Origin of the sequence: Pseudalkalibacillus decolorationis (assembly GCF_024609785.1) — a bacterium.
Classification (GTDB): Bacteria; Bacillota; Bacilli; order Bacillales; family Fictibacillaceae; genus Pseudalkalibacillus; species Pseudalkalibacillus decolorationis.
The window spans coordinates 113,848-134,291 of sequence record NZ_JANHJQ010000009.1; the positions used below are offsets into that span (position 1 = coordinate 113,848).

The 20,444-nt window shown below is 37.8% G+C and carries 14 protein-coding genes; 5 read left to right on the plus strand and 9 right to left on the minus strand.

The window, feature by feature from the left end:
* The 3 genes from NON16_RS10580 to NON16_RS10590 are packed head-to-tail and all read right to left on the minus strand — an operon-like array spanning position 1 to position 3,887.
* Positions 1–1,248, minus strand: coding sequence for a DegT/DnrJ/EryC1/StrS family aminotransferase (locus tag NON16_RS10580; RefSeq protein ID WP_257348953.1), 1,248 nt, complete (start codon positions 1,246–1,248; stop codon positions 1–3).
* A gap of 35 nt (positions 1,249–1,283) precedes the next feature.
* Positions 1,284–2,969, minus strand: coding sequence for a polysaccharide deacetylase family protein (locus tag NON16_RS10585; protein ID WP_257348954.1), 1,686 nt, complete (start codon positions 2,967–2,969; stop codon positions 1,284–1,286).
* Between the two features lie 21 nt (positions 2,970–2,990).
* Complete coding sequence (locus tag NON16_RS10590) at positions 2,991–3,887, minus strand: Gfo/Idh/MocA family protein (protein WP_257348956.1); 897 nt, start codon at positions 3,885–3,887, stop codon at positions 2,991–2,993.
* A gap of 152 nt (positions 3,888–4,039) precedes the next feature.
* Between NON16_RS10590 and NON16_RS10595 the strand changes: the two genes are divergently transcribed.
* Positions 4,040–5,410, plus strand: a complete 1,371-nt coding sequence (locus tag NON16_RS10595) for a GTP cyclohydrolase IIa (protein ID WP_257348957.1) — start codon at positions 4,040–4,042, stop codon at positions 5,408–5,410.
* 7 nt (positions 5,411–5,417) lie between these two features.
* Here the strand turns inward: NON16_RS10595 and NON16_RS10600 are convergent, their stop codons facing one another.
* Entirely contained in the window at positions 5,418–6,542 is a 1,125-nt protein-coding gene (locus NON16_RS10600; protein ID WP_257348959.1) for a mandelate racemase/muconate lactonizing enzyme family protein, read from the minus strand.
* 56 nt (positions 6,543–6,598) lie between these two features.
* Positions 6,599–8,236 (minus strand): carbohydrate binding domain-containing protein, encoded by a 1,638-nt coding sequence (locus NON16_RS10605; RefSeq protein WP_257348961.1) that lies wholly within the window; start codon positions 8,234–8,236, stop codon positions 6,599–6,601.
* Between the two features lie 287 nt (positions 8,237–8,523).
* Here NON16_RS10605 and NON16_RS10610 point away from each other — a divergent pair, with 287 nt between their 5' ends.
* Entirely contained in the window at positions 8,524–10,182 is a 1,659-nt protein-coding gene (locus NON16_RS10610; protein WP_257348963.1) for a hypothetical protein, read from the plus strand.
* 375 nt (positions 10,183–10,557) lie between these two features.
* Here NON16_RS10610 and melA read toward each other — a convergent pair whose 3' ends face one another.
* Entirely contained in the window at positions 10,558–11,859 is a 1,302-nt protein-coding gene (gene melA, locus NON16_RS10615; protein WP_257348965.1) for an alpha-glucosidase/alpha-galactosidase, read from the minus strand.
* Positions 11,860–12,315: 456 nt separating this feature from the next.
* Between melA and NON16_RS10620 the strand changes: the two genes are divergently transcribed.
* The 3 genes from NON16_RS10620 (at position 12,316) to NON16_RS10630 (ending at position 14,992) form a co-directional block, all read left to right on the plus strand.
* Positions 12,316–12,633, plus strand: a complete 318-nt coding sequence (locus NON16_RS10620; RefSeq protein WP_257348966.1) for a DUF3870 domain-containing protein — start codon at positions 12,316–12,318, stop codon at positions 12,631–12,633.
* A gap of 116 nt (positions 12,634–12,749) precedes the next feature.
* Complete coding sequence (locus NON16_RS10625; RefSeq protein WP_257348967.1) at positions 12,750–13,916, plus strand: DUF819 family protein; 1,167 nt, start codon at positions 12,750–12,752, stop codon at positions 13,914–13,916.
* A 47-nt stretch (positions 13,917–13,963) separates the two neighbouring features.
* On the plus strand, positions 13,964–14,992 hold the full coding sequence (locus NON16_RS10630; protein ID WP_257348968.1) for a C40 family peptidase: 1,029 nt from the start codon (positions 13,964–13,966) through the stop codon (positions 14,990–14,992).
* A gap of 167 nt (positions 14,993–15,159) precedes the next feature.
* On the opposite strand, the gene NON16_RS10635 is transcribed toward NON16_RS10630, so the two are convergent.
* From NON16_RS10635 to NON16_RS10645, 3 genes are all read right to left on the minus strand, one after another.
* Complete coding sequence (locus tag NON16_RS10635) at positions 15,160–16,395, minus strand: DEAD/DEAH box helicase (RefSeq protein WP_372508787.1); 1,236 nt, start codon at positions 16,393–16,395, stop codon at positions 15,160–15,162.
* 310 nt (positions 16,396–16,705) lie between these two features.
* On the minus strand, positions 16,706–19,834 hold the full coding sequence (locus NON16_RS10640; protein WP_257348971.1) for an MMPL family transporter: 3,129 nt from the start codon (positions 19,832–19,834) through the stop codon (positions 16,706–16,708).
* Between the two features lie 48 nt (positions 19,835–19,882).
* Positions 19,883–20,338 carry a MarR family winged helix-turn-helix transcriptional regulator gene (locus NON16_RS10645; protein ID WP_257348973.1) on the minus strand — a complete coding sequence of 152 codons (456 nt, stop codon included), beginning with the start codon at positions 20,336–20,338 and terminating at the stop codon, positions 19,883–19,885.
* Positions 20,339–20,444 lie beyond the last annotated feature (106 nt).

Sequence of the window (20,444 nt, forward strand, 5' to 3'; positions counted from 1 at the left end):
TTAATTCGCCTTTACTTTATTGATTTGATAATAACTTGTTACCTTATGAATTGCGTTTACAATATCCCTGATATCATCATCTGTATAAAATTCACTGACAGGAATACGTATTGAAGTTAAGAGAATTTTCTCTGCCTCAGGACATAACCCTTTTTTATACACTGTGCTTGATAACTCAAAAGGGAAATGACTATTAATATAGGCTTGTTTATTTTGGAATAAACCATTCAGGTAAACGACTTGTGGGATATATCCCGCTGAAGCCGGAATCCCTTCTGCCCTTAGGGCTTCAGCAAACTCATTTCTTGAACAGGAAAAGCTTTCTTCATCGATTCGAAACATATAGAACCAGTATGTGCATGTATCGTTTTTATTAACTTTATGAGAATAAATACCTTTGAGGTCCTTGATACCCATAGAAATTTCATCCCCATGTTTTGTTCGTTTTTCACAAATGAATGGAAGCTTTTTAAGTTGGGCGATTCCAACAGCACCTTGTAGTTCTGTCATTCTGTAGTTAGGGGCAAGGTAATTAAGTTCCCTTTGTACGTTAGTCCCAAATCGCTGATAGTTTTTATCAGCAAATGCATGAGCAGTTTTGAAGTCATCTTCATCATTAGAATTAATCGTCACCATTCCCCCATCACCCGTGGAAATGTGCTTAAAATCATTTGTACTGAAACATCCATAATCACCGATAGTACCAACTAGTTTACCTTCATATTTTGCCATATAGCTTTGAGCACAATCTTCGATCACTTTCAATCTATATTTCGTAGCGATTTCCATAATCGGATCCATGTCAACTGGATTTCCTGCTAAATGAACAACTACTATTGCCTTAGTACGATCTGTTATTTTCTCCTCAACAGACTCTGGTGAAAGATTATAGGAATTAGGATCAAGATCAGCAAATACCGGTATGGCATTTTGATAGAGAATTCCGATCAAAGTACCTTGATCAGTAATAGGACTTGTGATCACCTCATCACCTACTGTTACCCCAGAAACTCCTAAAGCCACATGTATAGCAGCTGTACCAGAAGAAGCAGCAACACTATATTTTACTCCGTATAACTCATTAAAATTGTTTAAAAACGTCTTAACCTTGTTACCAGCATGATAAAATAATGTATTTTGTTCAAGGGCTTCCAACAACTCTTTTCCTTCTTCAAAACCAAACCTTCTCCCTGTTCCAAAAGGTGTTGTTTTTATTTTGTTACCTCCGTTGATTGCAAGCTCATTCATTTTTATCGCTCCTCGTTTAATTCATATATCAGAGTTCAGTTAACTTTCATAGACTTAATAACTTGTTTCTTGCACCAGATTCCAAAGCGTTTTACCATTTCTGTTTCATCACCCAGCTCTTCATTGGTCAATGGAATTAAGACCACAGAATTTTCGACTTCATTGAAAACTTGCAATGATCCATCAGAATTTATACTTTTTATTTTCATTTGGAGTCGTTCTCTGAACCAGTCGTTAATTTGTTTGCCTGTCCAAAAATCATATCCCATTTTCTTACCTTCCTTTGTAACAAGCTTTACAGCGTTATGAACAGACCATTGCCTATAAATATGAATTTGATGAAATAGAAAGTGAGCGACTCCCCTTACCATTTTAACTTGTTCTAAAAAGGGTTTCACAATGCTTGTATCAGCTAAACGATCTAAATCCACATCCTGTGTCAAAAAGCTAATTTCCACAACATTATAGAGGCGATTTCTCTGATCAGCCCACGAAATAGGAAAATAAGGGTGACAGGTACCAAAAAGAAAACCTATATTCCCCTTTTTACTTGGACCTCTAGTCTGATCAGATTGTATTCCATATTGCTCACACCATTCAAAAAGTTCCCCCCAACCCTCAAATCTTGTGTAGTGATTTTTATTAGAATAAATAACTGACTTCCCAGTTGTCTTTTTCAACCAGTCTAGTTGTCTAGAAAATTCATCTTTACTCCAGATTCCGTTATCAGATTCCATAGCATTAAAATGAAAAGCAATTTCATGGGCATCTTTCTCAATTTCTTCATAAATTTTATTGGAATAGCCAGGTTCCATCATGCACCAAGTTGATTTAATGTTACATTCTTTCAAGACCCTAAGTGTTATCTCTGCAGAATCATCTAAATTAATATCGCTATCATGTGATATCATTGCAACCTGATTAACTCCTTCAGGCCAATAGTCTATAAGAGGTAAGGTCTTGCCTTTATCAATTGATGCTTTTATCAAATGTGATATCAATATTTCCTTCCAAAGGTCAGCATAAGGATACTTAAAATATTTTTCACCAGTTTCTGTAATAGCTCGATCATATTCCCAATCTAATTCAAAACCATCATCCGCTTTTAGCAAATTGTCATCCAAGTTCGCTGAGCCATCTAATGCTGGATTTCCATCTTCTATTACTGGTTTGGTTCCTTGCTGGAATCCTACAATAGCTCCAATTATATCGATTGACCACCGATGTACCTCTCCGTTTCCTAAAATGAACTTTTGAAAAGCAACCCCTGCTTTTTTACCATGGGGGAAACTGTCACGAAGTGTGCCCATTTCTTCAACAAGTTTTTCACTTTTTAAAAGGGGCTTCCAAGTAACCGCCTTCAAAAAACGAATGGGAATGTCTTCAAAGCCTACTATTTGTTCAGCGTATCCTGGACGAATTGTTTTAGTTTGATATCCAAATTTAGAGGCCATTTTTTCTAATCCACAATAAGAAATTAAAGTGCCTCCTTGATTCACAAATTCTATTAACTTATCATTAACGTGTTGTTCTGTTGGATCAAGGGCAATAACTAAAATGTCAAAGTCAGAAATTTCTTCTATATCCTCGATCCATGCATATGGGATCCCAGTGTAATCCAAGACTTGTCTTATGTAGATGCCAAATGCATTTTCTTTTCTGGTCCATCTTTTCACTGCCTCACCTTGATCAAAGTAAACTGCTACCTTCGCCAGTTTCATAAAAAAGCTCCTTTATAACATTTAGAGTTCTACTTTTTTTTCAGTTTTACGACTTTCATTTGCAGCTTCAATAAACCTTATAATCTCAACTGTTTCTTCTAGATCTATTACTGAAATACCTGTCTTAAACATCTTCATCACCTGTTCTAGTAAACTTGCATAATGTGGTTTAGTCCCTTTTTGGCCATCTGCAAATAAAGTTGTATTTGGCTGATGTATTAAAGTTCCAAACTGGTTGTTTCCTTTTCGGTTTCCCCTTACTGTACCTATTCTGCCATCAGCCCATTCTCCAACAACAAGATCATAATCATTATTCGTTGTAGCCTGTACACTTTTACAACCCTTTCCAAGTGCCGTATACAGCATTTCGACTGCATGGATTCCATACCAGAATAATCCTGGCTGCGATTCCTCTATTTTCATAGGTCCATAGGAATCTGCCCCAATTATGCTATTGCTTGAATTCACAATATTTTGGAGTTCTTCAGCATACCTTAAGGATGAAGAACTCATGAGAGGTATATCATTTTTATTGGCAATTTCCCATATTTGTTTCGCTTTTTCATAGTTAACTGTAAATGGTTTATCGATAAAAACAGGCTTTTTGAAGGAGGCAATTTGATTGAATTGTTCTAAATGAACACGGCCATCTACCGAAGTTATAATAATTGCATCAGCTGATTCTCCGACTTCCTCAATTGATGCTGACATTTTAATACCAAATTCCTCACTTAGTTTATTTGTAATACCCTCCACTCTCGAATAACTCAGTTTAAAGTCTTGAGAACCTCCTGGATAAGCAATTACCACTTCTCCTCCATAGACATGGTTAGGATGATTTTGGTCGTTTAACAATTCAGAGAATGCTATACAATGTGATGTGTCTAATCCTACCATCCCAATTTTTAGATTATTCATAACTTCCTCCTATCATTTAATATTCGGAATATTCATTCTCATTATAAAACTATCACATAATTAAAGACAAGTCTTAAAAAAGTCTTTTATTAAAACCCTATTTTCGTTATAATTGAAAACAAATTAAATAGGATGCATAAGGAGGAAACTTGTTGGAAAAAGAATATACAACATCTGACTTTGAAAACGGAATTGCAATAGGAGTAATTGGACCAAACATCCTTGTTAAAAGGACTGAAGATGCACTAAAAGGATTTCCTTCGTTTACACCTTATTATCACGTTTGTGAAAATGATGGAGCCATCACATCCATACCGAACGAGTTGATGAATAAAGTGGAAGTTCTTCTTTTCCTTGAATACCAAATGTTCCGAAAGGCAAAAGAGCAAATAGAATTTCTTATCCCAATCCATTATGTCCCTTTGATGGGAACTGGATTATACCGCTCCCTTTTCCGTATTAAGACTTTATATGGATTACGAACACTAACGGTAGATTCTGTACCAGATCAATATGTGAGACAGATTCTTAATGAATTGGAAGAAAGGAATACTGATCATGTATTTTATGAAGGCTCAGATCTTGATTCCATAGATGAAATAGTAGAGTTTCATTCTAGATATTTCGATAACCGACCTGGCTCATCTGCTATGACGGGAATTCAAGCCGTATCTGAAAAGCTTGACGCATTAGGGATTCCGAATGAATGGGTAACACCTACTCACCAAGACTTGATTGTTTCACTTGAACGTGCATTGTTGGCTACTAAAACGAGGCGAAATAAGGAATCACAGATCGTGGTAGGCATAATTAATATCGACGATTTTCGAAAGGTTGCCGATAATATACCATCTGAACATGAAGTTCAAAAGTTAAAACTTGATCTTCATAGATTGCTGTTAGATTATGTAAAACTGCTTGATGGTCACTTGATCAGTTTAGGAGGTGGTGAATATCTATTCTTCACAACAAGAGGCATATTTGAACGAGAGACTCGGGGGTATAAATTTCTTCCAATTTTAGATGATGCACATAAATCACTTGGTGTCTCTTTAAGTGTAGGTATCGGATTTGGAAGAACAGCGACTGATGCAGGGAATCACGCTCGATTAGCTTTACGTCAATCTAAGGAGTTCGGCGGTAAAACTTGTTTTATCGTCAGAGAAGACAGAAGTGTAATCGGTCCAGTTGAAATGACAAATCCCATGATTTACGACCTTTCCATTACAGACAGTAAGCTCCTTGAGGAATCTCAAAAAGCTGGAATGTCTGCTGCTTACATGAGTAAGCTTATGGCTCAAGTTGTTCGATATAAAAAAACGAACTATACGGCACAGGAACTCGCCTCTATACTTGGAATTACCATACGAAGTGCACATCGAATTTTAGTCCAATGGATTGATGCAGGGCTAGTGGATGTTGTCGGAGAAGAAAAAATTACATCACGTGGAAGACCAAGGCAAATATATAAACTTTCATTCGTAGCGGAACAACTTGATAAGATTAAGGAAAAAGTGGAATAGAAAAATTCTATTCCACTTTGTATTTCTCTAACTTTTGATGATCAATTAAACAGCCGATCCCATGTAAATCCTTGTTTAAGAATACTTTACCATCTTTAATAGTTGGACCTTCTCCAACAGGATCATCCTCTAAGAACATTGGACCGTTTAAATCAACAGGAGTATTAATCTCCAGATAATTGAAAATGTGCGCACTAGCAGTAAGACCTAGAGTTGACTCTGTTAACCCACCACCAAGTAAGTCCAAATTCGCTTCTTTAGCGATTTCGCCACACATTTTTACTCCTGTAAGACCACCCATTTTCGTAAGCTTCACCACGGCTGTATCACACGCTTCAAGCCTAATCGCCTGGATAAGATCACCAGCAGTCCAGATACTTTCGTCCAGAGCGATCGGTATACTCGTTTTTCTCCTTAGCTCTGCGTGCCCCAATAGATCGTTTGCTTTTAGAGGCTGTTCAAAAACATCTACCCCAAGTTTTTCAAGGCCTTTGGAAACAGTTATAGCTTTTGAAAGTGTATACCCCTGATTTGCATCGACACGGAAGAATAGCTTTGGGGCTATCGCTTTTACTGCTTCAACAAGTTCCAGGTCTTTTTTAAAATCAAATCCAATTTTCAAATCTATCCCTTGATAATTATTTTCTAAAGCATACCTTGCCTTTTGGACTGCTTCCTCAATATTCCTTGTACTTATTAAATACGACAGGTTTATCGAATCCTTAGGTTTTGTAAACCATAGTTCTTCAATCGACTTTCTCATTTGTTTTCCAATTAAATCATGAAGAGCTGTGTCGATAGCAGCTTTGGCAATAGGTTGTCCGATCGTTAATCCATTTTTGATTTCACTATTCATTAATTTGTGTATATTCTTTATATCTTCTGCGTTTTGTCCGAGCAAAACCTGTTTAAAATAATGGTTTATCGTAGTCACAACTGATTCGATTGTTTCGTAGCTCCAGCGGTTACTTGGACGCGATTCTCCCCAACCCTCGGTCCCATCCTCCGCTGTAATCTTTATATATACATGAGGGGCGCCTTTCTGACGATCTCCAACAGACCCTCCTGAGATAGTAAAGTTTTGCTTCATTGGTAGATTCAAAGGAAATACATCAATTTTAACGATTTTCATTTAATTCCCCTCTCCATGACATAGACTTGATAGGTAACTTATATAGCATTAATTTATTATACTTGCAGTTCAGGATTGTACCGTAACAGATTTCCAATAAGCACCATTCCGTAAGTTGCCCCAAATGTATCTTGTTTCCGGTTCAATAGCTGGACTGATATATCCCTGACCTCCTTATTAAACTGGCTAAGAGTTACCCACTCAGAAATTAGCACAGAATAATTTTTGCTCCCGCTCCCATTTACAAACATGCTAACTCTTGGATCGGAATAATCCCCTTGCCAGATAAGTTCTTTGAATGTTGTAGTAAAATTCATCATATCTTCTTCGGTAAACACCTTTTTAATCAGATATAAGTCTACCGCAAAACCTAGTTCAATATTAGCGTGGCTGATATCCTCACTTTTGTATCTAAAGTATCCAAAATCCCATCGTTTTCCTGAGTTATCCCAATAATTCCAAACATATGCACTTCCATTATCCGTTTCTTTTTTGTGTAAACTATTTTTGAAGAAGTTTCCCATTCTTTCAACCTTATTAAGATAGGTCTCCTTGTTAGTCACTCGATAAAGATTTACAAGGGTTCTCCCAGCTGCGGCATATTGATTATGAGGTAGTGTAATTCCTTTAGATGGTTCAAAAAACGGAAAATATTCATTAATTTGAGTCATTCTAGCTGTATCATCGAAAGGAAATTTGTATACTCCGAGTTTCTTTCCCTCTTTCTCCCATTCAACCCAATATTGTTCCCATTTTGGAACGAAATTTTTTTCTAGCACTTTTAGATAATCTTTGGCTTTTTTTTGGTACCTTTTACTTGGATTCTTATCATGATATATGAGGTCTATAAACTCAGAAATAGCAGTTAATGCCATCCCTTCATGAACGATAAATTCACCAAACTGCTGTAAAGAGACCTCATCATAATATGTTGCTGCATTCGGATCATCAGTATTTGCATTAGTTAGGTAAACACGAATTTGAATCCCTGCAGTGTCAGGTGTCTTAAAACCAACAGAGTGAGACTCCCAATCAGTGCTCGAAAATGAAAATTCCTTGATAGCTTCACCAGTATCCTGACGTACAATCATAATTTTCCCAATATTATCAGGATGTTTGTTTTTCGCTTTAAATTTGAAATGATATTGTTTTCCAGCTGTATAGTTAGGGATGATTGTATAGGCACCAACAAAGTCCTCTCCTTCAGAATTTTGTACTAGAGTACTATATTTGCCCTCGGCTTTTTCTGCATCCGTTCTATAAACCGATCCTTTACTACCATACCAGGGATATGGATACCAACCGTCAGTTATGTAAGCACCATGACTGTCTTTATAATAAATGCTATCCTTTTCCATATTCCCATTCATAATTAGATCAATGCTATAAGCTGAAGTCCACCAACTCTCAAACCCATCACCCTGAAAATCCTCTAATTGAGCAAACATTCCATCAACATCTTCTATAAACTTATCTAAATAATCTTTATTTTTTGTTGCCCTATAAACACCAAGATACCCTTTCAACACATAAGATTCATCCCATCCATATATATTTGACGGGGTATATCCCAGACCTGGAATAGGACCAACATATCCCTTTCCACCATTAGCTTCACTTTGAGCAGCATCATAATCATTAAACCGTTTTATCCAATCAGTATCAGTTCCCTTACCGACAGGGCAATTTTTCATCCATTTCCCTCCAAAAAGCATTCTTTATAGAATAGTATAAAAATTTAAACAACAAAAGACAATGTCTTTAATAAGACAAATAACTAATGATTAATAACTAAGCCTCTAGAATCAAGACATCTTTCCTATATATTAAAATTCCATTAATAGACAATTTAAAGACTTGTCTTTTCTAAATCTAGTTAGTTATGATGATTTTAAGTGGAGATATATTTGAATTTTCAGAACAATAAGGGAGGGGGAGTCCTTTATAACTTTTGCAGTAAAATTTAAAAGGAGGATTTGATTTGAATAAGCTAAGTATAATAGTTTTAATTTGCACATTAACTCTCGGTATTTTTGCCAGTGTGCCTTCTCAACAAGTAAACGCATCACCCTATCCAGAGCAGCCTGGAAAAGTACTTGCTGACTATGCCGGGGAAATTCGGGAAGAAACACCAAGAGCTGACGGTATCCATCATATTGATACTCCAGCAATGATTGAAAGATTAAAAGAACTAAATGTTAACACTTACTATTACCTTATCTGGCATGAGAAGACTGACTGGGATGACTTAAGATATGAATTTCTACCTGCTGCTGAAGCAGCAAACATCAATGTAGTGGTCTATCTCGTTCCTCCATCGGAGTCAAAAGGAGAAAGAAAATCTTACCCGTATACTACTGATTATATTACATGGTCTGAAGCAATCGCCAATCTTTCTCTCGACTATCCAAATCTTATTGGTTGGGCCATTGATGATTTCAGTCATAACCTCACTACATATACTCCAGAATATATGGCCCAAATGAAAGAAACTTCTGAAGCGATTAACCCTGACTTGTTTTTCACACCGCAGATGTATACCGAAGCTTTAACTGAGTCATTCCTTGAAACACGCGGGGCATATATAGATGGTGTGATTCTAGCCTTTAGGGATGGCGAATACCGGAATACTCAGGTTCATGAAACTGCACAACAACAAATAGATGATGCATATGCAAAATTAAATAAATACGACCTTCCCCTTTATTGGATGATATATGCGTCCCAGCTTTCAAGAACCCCTGCAAACCCTTCAGCTAATTATGTGAGAGAAGTGGTACAAATCGCACTAGAAAATATGGAACAAGGAAAGATTAGCGGGGTCATCACTTATGTATTAAAAAAGAATTTTGAACCCCAACCAACTGATGATAAGGCATATAATGATAAAGGCTATTTAAACTTCTTTATCGGCTTAGGTGCTCCTAGTTCAGCCGGTGACTATACTGAAGCTACCCAAACAGTTAGGGTAGACAGAAAATCAGAAGATTATTCATTGACCTTTCAAACAATGGACCACGGACCAAATGTTTTTGGATATCATAAAAAACAACTTCTAATTGATGGAGTGGTAGTTTGGGAGCAAGACACGTCTGAAATTGTCTCGGACTTACTCTGGGAACCGGTACATGTCAACCTTACTCCATACCTGTCCGGAAAATCAAAAGTTGATATAACTTTCCGCTTTTATGAGAATAAAGGAGTTAGTAACTTCTGGACATATACTGGTTTCGATGCATTGGAACCTGTAGGTTTTACAGTTGAGAACGGTAACTTTGCAGACAATACGAATTGGGAATTTTCATCAAACACCCGTTCCGTTATCGGTGAAATACTGCAATATGATGAACAGCGAAGCTTAATGGCTTATCATCACACCAAAGTTTCTTACACCACCTATAAATTATATATTTCGATTTACACAGCTGACATTGAACAAGGAATAAAAAACAGTTTACTTGCAAAAGCAGATAAAATTATGGATAATCATTTTGCCGAACAAAACGAAAAAGCAACACAAGGACTAAATAGCTTACAATCGCAGATCAATTCATTAAGGGGAGAGGAAATTCCGGAACAACTTGCAGAAAAATGGACGGTTATGATTCAAGATCTACAACAGTTATATTCAATGAATTAGCTTTAAAAAAATCGCCACCGTTAATTGGAGGCCACTGAAAAACTGTATTGGTTTCCAGCTTTAGAAATAGTTAAATTAAAGAAAACTTGGCTAGCGCCAAACCTTAGCGCAGGTGATCACCGTAGTCCCTAAAGGGATGACCTAAAGGCCCTTGCTTTATACTATAGAAAGTATTTTTATACTTTCTTAACGTGCAAAAAAGACACTCCATCCTGGGTTTTTTACAGGGTGGAATGTTTTTTTTCGATGAAATGAATTCAAAGGTAGACTTTAACTCATGTATATCAACATTCTTTAACATCCACGGTGAGGATGGCAAAAGCCCCTTACATAAACATAATTCAATAATAAATATTAATTAAGGTAGATAATGAATTAGTTATATTTAGGAAGCATATCTCCGTGTACCTCAATTAATTCATTACACAATGAAACGATATCGTCAATTGATAGTTCCGCTGAAGTATGAGGATCTAATAACGCCGCTTGGTAGATATGCTCTTTCTTTTGTGTTATTGCTGCTTCTATGGTCATTAATTGTGTATTAATATTTGTACGGTTTAATGCAGCTAATTGTTCTGGTAACTCACCGACAAAACATGGAGATACACCACTTCGATCAACTAGACAAGGAACTTCAACGCATGATTTTTCCGGTAAATTACTGATTAATCTCCCTGTATTTAGGACATTTCCGCCTATTTTAATTGGTTTATCGGTCTCCATTGCTTCAATTATATATGAAGCATATTCCTCGGTCCTAGTATGTGTTAGCTGTACATTGTTAACAACCTCTTCCCTCATCTTATCCCAGCGATTAACTTTTTCTTCACATCTTCTCAAATACTCATCAAGTGGGATATTAAACTTTTCAATTAGTTCTGGATATTGATTTTTAATGAAATATGGATGATATTCTGCATTATGTTCTGAAGATTCTGTAACGTAATAGCCAAAACGATTCATTAATTCATATCTAACCATATCGGTATGCTTTGTCTTTTGTTTAACTTTTGCTCTTCTTTTAATTTCTGGATACAGGTCCTCGCCATTTCTACTTACTTCTAACAACCATGCCATATGATTTATACCGGCAATTTTTGTTTGTATTTTATCTTTTTCTATGCCTAAAGAATCAAGGAGCATTGGTACACAGACCTGTACGCTGTGACAAAGCCCCACGGTTTTTATTCCTCCATGACGAAGCATGGTTCCAGTTAGAACTGCCATAGGATTTGTATAATTTAATAACCATGCATCTGGACATACTTGTTGAATATCTTTTGCAATACCTAGCATTACAGGTATCGTTCTAAGGCTCCGGAAAATACCTCCAATACCGACAGTATCTCCAATAGTTTGCTGTAAACCGTATTTTTTAGGGATCTCAAAATCAATGACTGTACTTGGTTTGTATCCCCCAACTTGTATCGCATTAACAACATATTTTGCGTCTAGTAAAGCTTCTTTGCGGTCATTATATGCTTTAATAGACACAGATTTCCCAAGTTTTGTTTTTAGATTCTCAAGCATAGTTTTGGATTCATTTAACCGTTCATTATTAATATCGTATAATGCAAACTCAAAATCTTTTAAACTCGGTGTTAACATACAGTCACCTAGAATATTTTTTGCAAAAACCGAACTTCCTGCACCGATAAACGTAATTTTAGACATAATTAATCCTCCATATCTTTTAAATCCTTTTAGTGGTAACCTTTTAAAGATTTGCATTAACATAGAGATGATTTTATGAGAAAAAAATTATAATTAACCTCCCTTTATTTTCATAAGCATGATTTTTCCAACTTACTTTATCAAGTAATGATTTTTAGAACTTAACGCATTATTAATCCTACTGTATGACTAATAACTAAAATACCAACCTTACTTAAAATTGTCAAAATATTTTTAATAAAGTGAATGAAGGCATTCATCTTATGCATGGAAAGTTTTCCTATTTCTTACCTGATCGGATTGTCCTATTTTTTCAGGGAAAATTAATTAAATATTGCGAATACTTTCCAGCTATATTACAATATTCCTGAAGGTTCAAAATGCCTATTATGATGACTGTTTACCTAAAAGTAAGCACCTATCGTAATAACTGCTTTTTTCCTTAGGAGGAGTAGCATGTTTAGCGAGACTACTATTTACATAATTGGAGATGCGAAAACGGCTAACAATAATCCTATTACACAGAAATTCAATGCTTTTTTTATTGGCTTAGTAGTAGATAAAGAAAGTCGATTGATTGTGGATGCCGATTGTTCCTCAACCATTCCACTAACAGCTAGTTTTGTAAAATCAATTTTAATTGGTAAATCGATTGAAGATATTGAAGGTGTTTCCAATGAAATTCAAAATCGTTACTTCGGATCCTCACAACGGGCTTTAATCGTGGCGTTCAAAAACGCACGTATCAAGTATCAACAGATATGTGAGCAATAGTTGCTTCATCTGGTTCCCCAGGTGAAATCCAGCTAATCGGACTTCTTAAAGTCCTGTTAGCTGTTTTTTTTATTTATTGTTACTTTTATTTTAATAATGAAGGGAGATGAAAGGTAATGATTAAGGATGGAATAATGTACGTCAGTGTTTTATTGGCAATTACCGCTATAATCGCCATTGCAGAAAAGAAAAGTCAGTCGAAGTTCTTTAAATATGTGCCTGGTATCGTCTTAATTTATCTGGTTGGTGCACTTCTTCAAACGTTTGGGGCATTTGCAGATTCAGAATCGAACGATGCAGCATATGGGACCGTAAGAGGGTTACTTTTACCAGCGATGTTAATGCTCATGCTGTTGCATTGTGACCTACGTAAAATTGTTCGACTTGGTCCAAAAATGCTTGGGGCGTTCTTTGCTGCTTCGTTTAGTATTATTGCTGGATTTACAATTACATACATCTTGTTGCAAGGGTTCTACGCAACAGGCACATGGAAAGCATTTGCTGCTTTAAGTGCAAGCTGGACAGGCGGTTCGGCAAACATGGTCATCCTTCAAGATATCATAAATGTTCCTGAAAATATTTTCGGATACGCATTAATTATGGATACGGTGAACTATTCGTTTTGGGTGATGTTTATGTTCTGGCTCGTACCATTCGCAGAAGTATTTAATCGATGGACTAAGACAGATACAACCTATATCGATCAAGCGTCAGTGGAAATATCTGCCACTACAGAGGAAAATGAACAACCCGGAATCGGTTTTGTTGAAATGCTTGGACTACTCGCTTTGGCCATCTTCGTCTCGGCAATCGGAACGAAACTTGGGGACAGCTTACCGGAAATTGGGACAGCGATAAATAGTACAACCTGGACAATTATTTTTGCATCTTTAGTCGGTATCGTTCTGGCCATGACAAAAGTTGCGAACGTTCCTGGTTCAATGGAGATCTCGAAAGTGATGTTGTACATCGTCATTGCATTAATCGCTTCACATGCTGACTTTTCTCAGCTCTTCCAAGCACCCGTTTACATCATTTCAGGGTTCATGATTTTGTTCTTCCATGGAATCTTCATGCTCCTCATTGCCAAGATCTTCAAGCTTGATCTCTTTACATTAGGGGTTGCATCACTTGCCAATATTGGCGGAGTCGCATCCGCACCAATCTTAGCAGGAGCCTTTCACCGTTCATTAATTCCAATTGGTATTTTGATGGCTGTCCTTGGCAGCTTGCTTGGTACCTACTTCGGAATTCTAACAGCAAACATTTTATCAGCACTATGATCGGAAATTCGCGACATCCTCAAAAAAATATTTGAAAGGAGATTTCTATGAAACTCATGAAAAAATGGCTTGTTGGATTACTTTCTGTTGGTTTAGTTACTTCGTTATCAGTGAACCCTACGAATGCCGAGAGTCCTAAAGGTAATGAACTGGAAACTGCTTATATCGATGTGGCCGCTTCTACACTTTGGGTCGAACCCAATATATTACGTCCTGTAGATGAGCCATCCGCGACCAACCCAGTAGATTTACGAGAATGGACAAGCAGTATGACTTATGAGGAAAAGCTTTGGCTCGTCGGGAACTTAGAAAGCCAGGCGTTACTAGGTTCCAAGGTTACCATTTTAGAGGAACAAGGGGAATGGGTGAAGGTTGCGGCACATGAACAACCGACTCCACGTAATGAGGTAGGCTACCCTGGTTGGATACCAAAAGATCAATTAACAGACGGAACAGCGTTTTCAATGATAAAGGAACGTTTTCCATTTGCTCTTGTTACATCACCGACTACTTGGTTATACGACGATATGAGAAAATCATCTGAATTTATGGAGATTAGTATGAATACGCGCCTTCCTGTATTAAAAGAAATCGGTAACATGCTCTTGGTTGTGACACCAAGTGACGGGATTAAATGGCTGCCGACAGAAGATGCAAACGTCTATGAATCAAAGGAAGATGTTCCAAATCCGACAGCAGATGATATACTCGATACCGCTGAAAAGTTCCTAGGACTACCTTATTTATGGGCTGGCATGTCGGGCTTTGGATTCGATTGTTCCGGGTTTACACATACGGTTTATAAAACAAACGGGATCACGATTCCACGAGATTCCTCGGTCCAAGCGAAGCATGGAACTCCGGTTGATCGTGAAGATCTTCAAAAAGGAGATTTAATATTCTTTGCATATGATGAAGGAAAAGGACGTGTCCATCACGTTGGTATGTATATTGGAAATGGAAAAATGATTCATTCTCCTAACACTAGCTCGACTGTAAGAGTTGATGATTATGATGCGCCAGGCTATGGTGAAGAATACGCGGGTGCTAGACGTTATCTAGACTCGAACGAATAATCTGAATTTAATCGTAAATCGTAGGATTTGTAGCAATTAACTAGACTATACAGAGATGCTGATTTGAGGGATTCAGATCTTAAGGGAGAGTACATATTAGTCGTGACTAATATGTACTCTCCCTTATTTATTGATAAGAACAAACCCTCATCTTATCAGAATTGTCACTACCGCCTTCTTCCGGTTCTCGATGATTCCGATCGGGACTTGTAATTTCTTCTGTCTTTCGTTGTTTCCGAACCAGTATTACGTCTTTTCCTCGGTTCACGATTTGCAGTTGGCGGAGCTTTCACTTCCACAGCTTTTCGCGTTATTTTGGTATCGATACCTTGTTCAATCAACGCAATGGCACTCTGATCCTTCTGTGCAATAAAAGTGACTGCCACGCCCTCTTCCCCTGCTCTACCTGTTCGACCGATTCGATGAATGTAGCTCTCAACATCTTGAGGTACATCGTAGTTAAAAATATGGGTTACTCCTTCGACGTCCAATCCCCTAGCAGCAACATCCGTCGCGATTAACAAATGAACCTTTGCCTCCCGGAAACGTTGCATTACATCTTCACGCTTTGTTTGTGATAGTCCACCATGCAATTCATCGGTTAGATAGCCTTGTTCCTGCAAATTTTCATTTAATTTACTAACCCGTCGCTTCGTTCTGCAAAAAATGATTGCTAGAAATGGCTGCATTTCTTTGATCGTCTTGCAAAGAGCCTGTTGCTTTTGTCGATCTGTCGTTTCGACAACGAACTGCTGGATTTCACGAACGACCTTTACCTCAGCTTCGACTTGAATGGGATATGGATTGATCATATAGCGGTTTGCCAGTTCTCTAATCTCACTTGACATCGTTGCCGAAAACAGCGCCGTTTGTCGTGAAGATGGTGTTTGGTCAATAATCTCCCCCACCTCTCTTATAAAACCGATGTGCAACATTTGATCCGCTTCATCAAGAACAAGCATTGATACATGGGATAGGTCGATTGTCCCTCTATGAATGTGATCAAGCAGTCTCCCTGGAGTCCCGATCACGATACTAATCTTCCCACTTAATCTGCTTATTTGTTGATCGACATCCTGTCCGCCGTATACCGCAAGCACATTGTCATCATCCGACATTCTAGATAGCTCGGCTGTAATTTGAATCGCTAGCTCTCGCGTTGGCGTAATTATTAGCGTTTGGATATGTTCACTTTCATGGTCTATTTTTTTTAGGATCGGAAGTAAGAAAGCAAGGGTTTTCCCTGATCCTGTCTGCGCCTGTGCAATGATATCTTTTCCTTCTAACAGCAAGGGGATCGACTCTTGCTGTATCTTTGTTGGAGTTTTAATACCTTGTTTATGTAATTTTCCGATATGTTCCGGATTGAAACCTAACGATATAAAATCATTCAATACATTCACCTCTTCTCTATTATAGCCTAGACCTCATCTATCCATAAACAAGCTGTAATATTTAAAGGCGATCCAATTAAGGATCGCCTTTCATTTTACAAGTAAAGAAAGTATAAAAGTTTGCGGCATGGATGTAATGTCCAGCTTCAGCGCCCAACCACTTGGATCACTTCAGGCCTCCTGCGGCGGCAACACACTGAAGTACTTCATGTATATTCCCACGCAGGGCCAAACTCGTTTGGGCCGAGCCTCCTCGTCGGTCTTCCAGTGACCTTCGTGGCTAAGCAGGGCGCTTGCGCTTTTCTTATAATAATACTCTTTATTCGTTCGTTCCTCGCTTAAACGGCCACCAGTTCGCTTGCCCGAAGTTTTTGACCATAACTGGAATAAACAGCGGCAAAATGATAAACGCGTATAAGAGTAAACCGGTTAAAATACAGGAAGCGATTTGTAACAGTGATAACATTCCTGATGGCATCATTGCCGCGAATGTCCCACCTAATATGACAACGGCTGAAATAATAACCGTACCCATCCGTTTCATCGCCATCAACATCGCGTCTGCTACAGATAAATCCTTATATTCATTAAATCGATCCATTAAGAAAATGCTGTAATCGACCCCTAATGCCACAAGGATAACAAATGCAAAGAACGGTACTGCCCAGCTTATCCCTGTATAGCCAAGAATATTTACGAATAAGAACTCATTCATTGACATTGCAGTAAAGTAGGTTAAGATCAGTGAACCAATAATATAGATTGGCATGATGATTGATCGGAATAAGAAGATGAGTATAATCGAAATACCAACGAGCATGAGGACTACAGTTCGAGAATAATCCTGGTTGGACATTGTTTTCAAATCCTCGTTTGTACTCGTAATTCCGCCAATAGCTACTTCTGCGTTTTCGAGTTTCGTATCTTTGGTAACTCTCTCGACCGCTTCTTTAATGTTGTCTACTTGGGCCATTACCTGATTCGAATATGGACTCGCTTCGAAAATAACATCCATTGTCATTACTTTACGATTCTCAGACATGTAAGCATCAATCGCCTGGTCAAACTCTTTACTTTCTAGAACTTCTTTCGGTAAATAAAATCCATCCATGTCATTGGAATCGGAAAGCCCCGACAAATAATTCTGCGCAGAACCAAGGCCTTCAGATACTTGATCCAATCCATTTGCACTTTGGTTAAGTCCTCCAGTCAATTGGTTTAATTGACCACCCAATTGAGAGAAACCATTAAGAAGCTGCTCCTGACCATTATTTATTTCAGCAACCCCACTTGTTAGCTTCGGCATTGAATCAACAATTTGTCCTTGCCCATCCGCTAATTTCTCTAGACCAGCCTGTTGTTTCTCTATTCCTTGAATTAGTTTTTCAAGGCCAGTAACCAAATCTTGTTGGCCAGCTAATGCCTTATCAAAATTCGTATTCGCTTTACCAATACCTTCAGTTACCTTTGATAAGCCACCATTTAGCTTGTTTAACCCTTCTGATAGAGCTGTTGACTGCTTCTCAAGAGCACTAACTGTTCCCTTGATTTTTTTATATTGTGGATCCTCTTGTAAACCTTCATGATTTTCTTCTAATGAGGCAAAATCTCCTTGTAATTGACCAAAGGCTCCGGATAATGCAGTTAACCCATTCTCCACCTTTTTATATTCAGAGTTAAGTGTGTTTAAGGTTGCTCCAGCCTTTTCATATCCGGATAAAAGTTGTTTATAACCTGCTAGTAATTCCTCTGCCCCGGCCTTTGCATCTTCTAAACCTTTTTGTACTTTAGCTGAACCGGCAGATCCTTGACGAATTCCATCTTCAATTTTAGCGAGGTTCGATTGGATTTCAGTTAAACCAGATTGAATTTCATCCGTTCCTGATATTAACCCATCAATTCCATCAACTGCACCGTTTAATTTTGGTTCAGACTGTGCTAATTCATCTCCAGCTTGATGTAAGCCATCGCTTATTTCATTAAGCCCTTGTTTCCCTTCACCAAGACCCTCTTCTAAATTTTCTGCTTGATTTGCTACAAAGAATTCCTTGATTGGTTCTCCGGTTGGTCTTGTAACAGAACGCACAGAATCAACCAACGATACTTTTTCAAGCTCTTGACTAATTTCCTCAGCAAGCTCTATATATTCAGCTGAGTCCATTCGTTCATCATTTTTTAAAACAATTTGTGTTGGCATTGATTCCCCAGGTCCGAAGCTATCTGCAATGGCGTCAAATGCTTCAATCGAAGGAACCTCTCCGCTAATTTCTTCTAATGAGTTAAAAGATAGCTTCCCATCATAGGTTGCGAGAAACGGCACACATATAGCAGCGACAACCAATAATGCAAGAAATGGCCGTGCAAGCGAAAATTTTCCTGCAATACTCCAGAGCTTACTATCCCCGTGCCCAGCATTATTTTTTGAAGGCCAGAATATTTTCCGCCCCAGTATTGCCATGAAAAACGGAACAATTGTAAACAATGCAATTAGAAGCATCGCAACCCCAATGGCTACTGCCACTGCCGATTGGTAAAGTTGGAATTGTGAAAATCCGATTGCTGCGAATCCAATCATAACTGCGATACCGCTGAAAAATACAGTCCGTCCTGCGTTACGGTACGTCTCCACAATCGCTTCTATCAAAGTCTCTTTTTGCGATAATTCTTCTTTAAATCGACTTAGAAGTAAAATACAATAGTCCGTTCCAATCCCGAATAATACAGCGACTAAAAATATTTGTGTATAGTTGGAAATTGGAAAATCAAATTGGTCCACCAACATCGCTACAATCGACTGTGATGCTAAATACGTAAAGCCGACTGTTAAAAGTGGAATGATTGGTGCAACAACCGAACGGAACACAAGAAGCAAAACCACCAAAATAAAAACGACGGTAATCCCTTCTGTCTTTTTCAGACCTTCTTGTGAGCTTTTGGTAAGATCCGCGTTGATCATCCAGTCACTCGTATAATAGTGTTCGACATCTGCATCTTTAATTGTTTGATAGAGTGCTTCGCTAACCTCTTTATCCTCACGATCATTCCAACTTAAACTAATCGATGCAAGGATCGCCTTTCCATCATCTGAAACGAGCTGTTCCTTTAAATTCTTCTCGTTAAAATGTGTCAATATTTCAGTAATACCTAGCTTTTCTTTGTTTTCCTCAAGTGTACGGATTGCCTTTTCAGCTTCTTTAATTTCAGTATCCGTTAGCTTTTTATCATTATGAAAGACAAGTGCAACCTGAGTTACGTCCTTATTACCTTCCTGTTCCTGGACATCCTCCATAATCTCGGATGCGAGTGCCGATGAATATTCATTCGGAACATCTACCTGCCCTTTTTCACGAACCAGATCAGCCATATTTGGAGCTGCTACAAACAAACCAATTACAATAGCAACCCAAGCGATAATGACAAACCATTTCCCCTTAATTATTGCCTTCACTTTCAACCCTCCAGCTTATTTTCTTTCTATTCATACAACATGTGATTTTCATTCATTATTTTTCTGAACATCCAGGAGTACGTCATTCAGCTTTTCATAAGTGTCAATAAACTGTTTGATCTCTTGTTCGTCAAACTTTGTAATGAACGATTCGACTAACTTATGAACGCGCTGCTCTGTTTCTGAGAATAACGTTTGCCCTTTTTCAGTCAGGGTTAAATAAACGACCCGACGATCATTTTCGTCCCTTGTCCGTTTAATCAATCCTTTTTCGAAAAGACGATTAATAATCGCTGTGATTGCGCTTTTTTTGACATCAAAAACTTCTGCAAGTTCTGATGATGTACATGTATCGACTTGATTAATATATCTCAATGTATAGTGCTGATCACTCGTAAGATCACTGCCAATCTGCTTTCTGATCAATGATTCAGCTTGCTTTGTCACAGAAAATGACACTGCAATATATCGGTCTACTAATTCCTTTATGTTCTTTTTGGACAATTGATCTATTCACCTCACACATATTATAGTTCTACTGATTAATTGTTCAACTGTTGAACAATTATCAGCAAAACCAATGATAAAGGAGTTATATCCGAATGTCAAT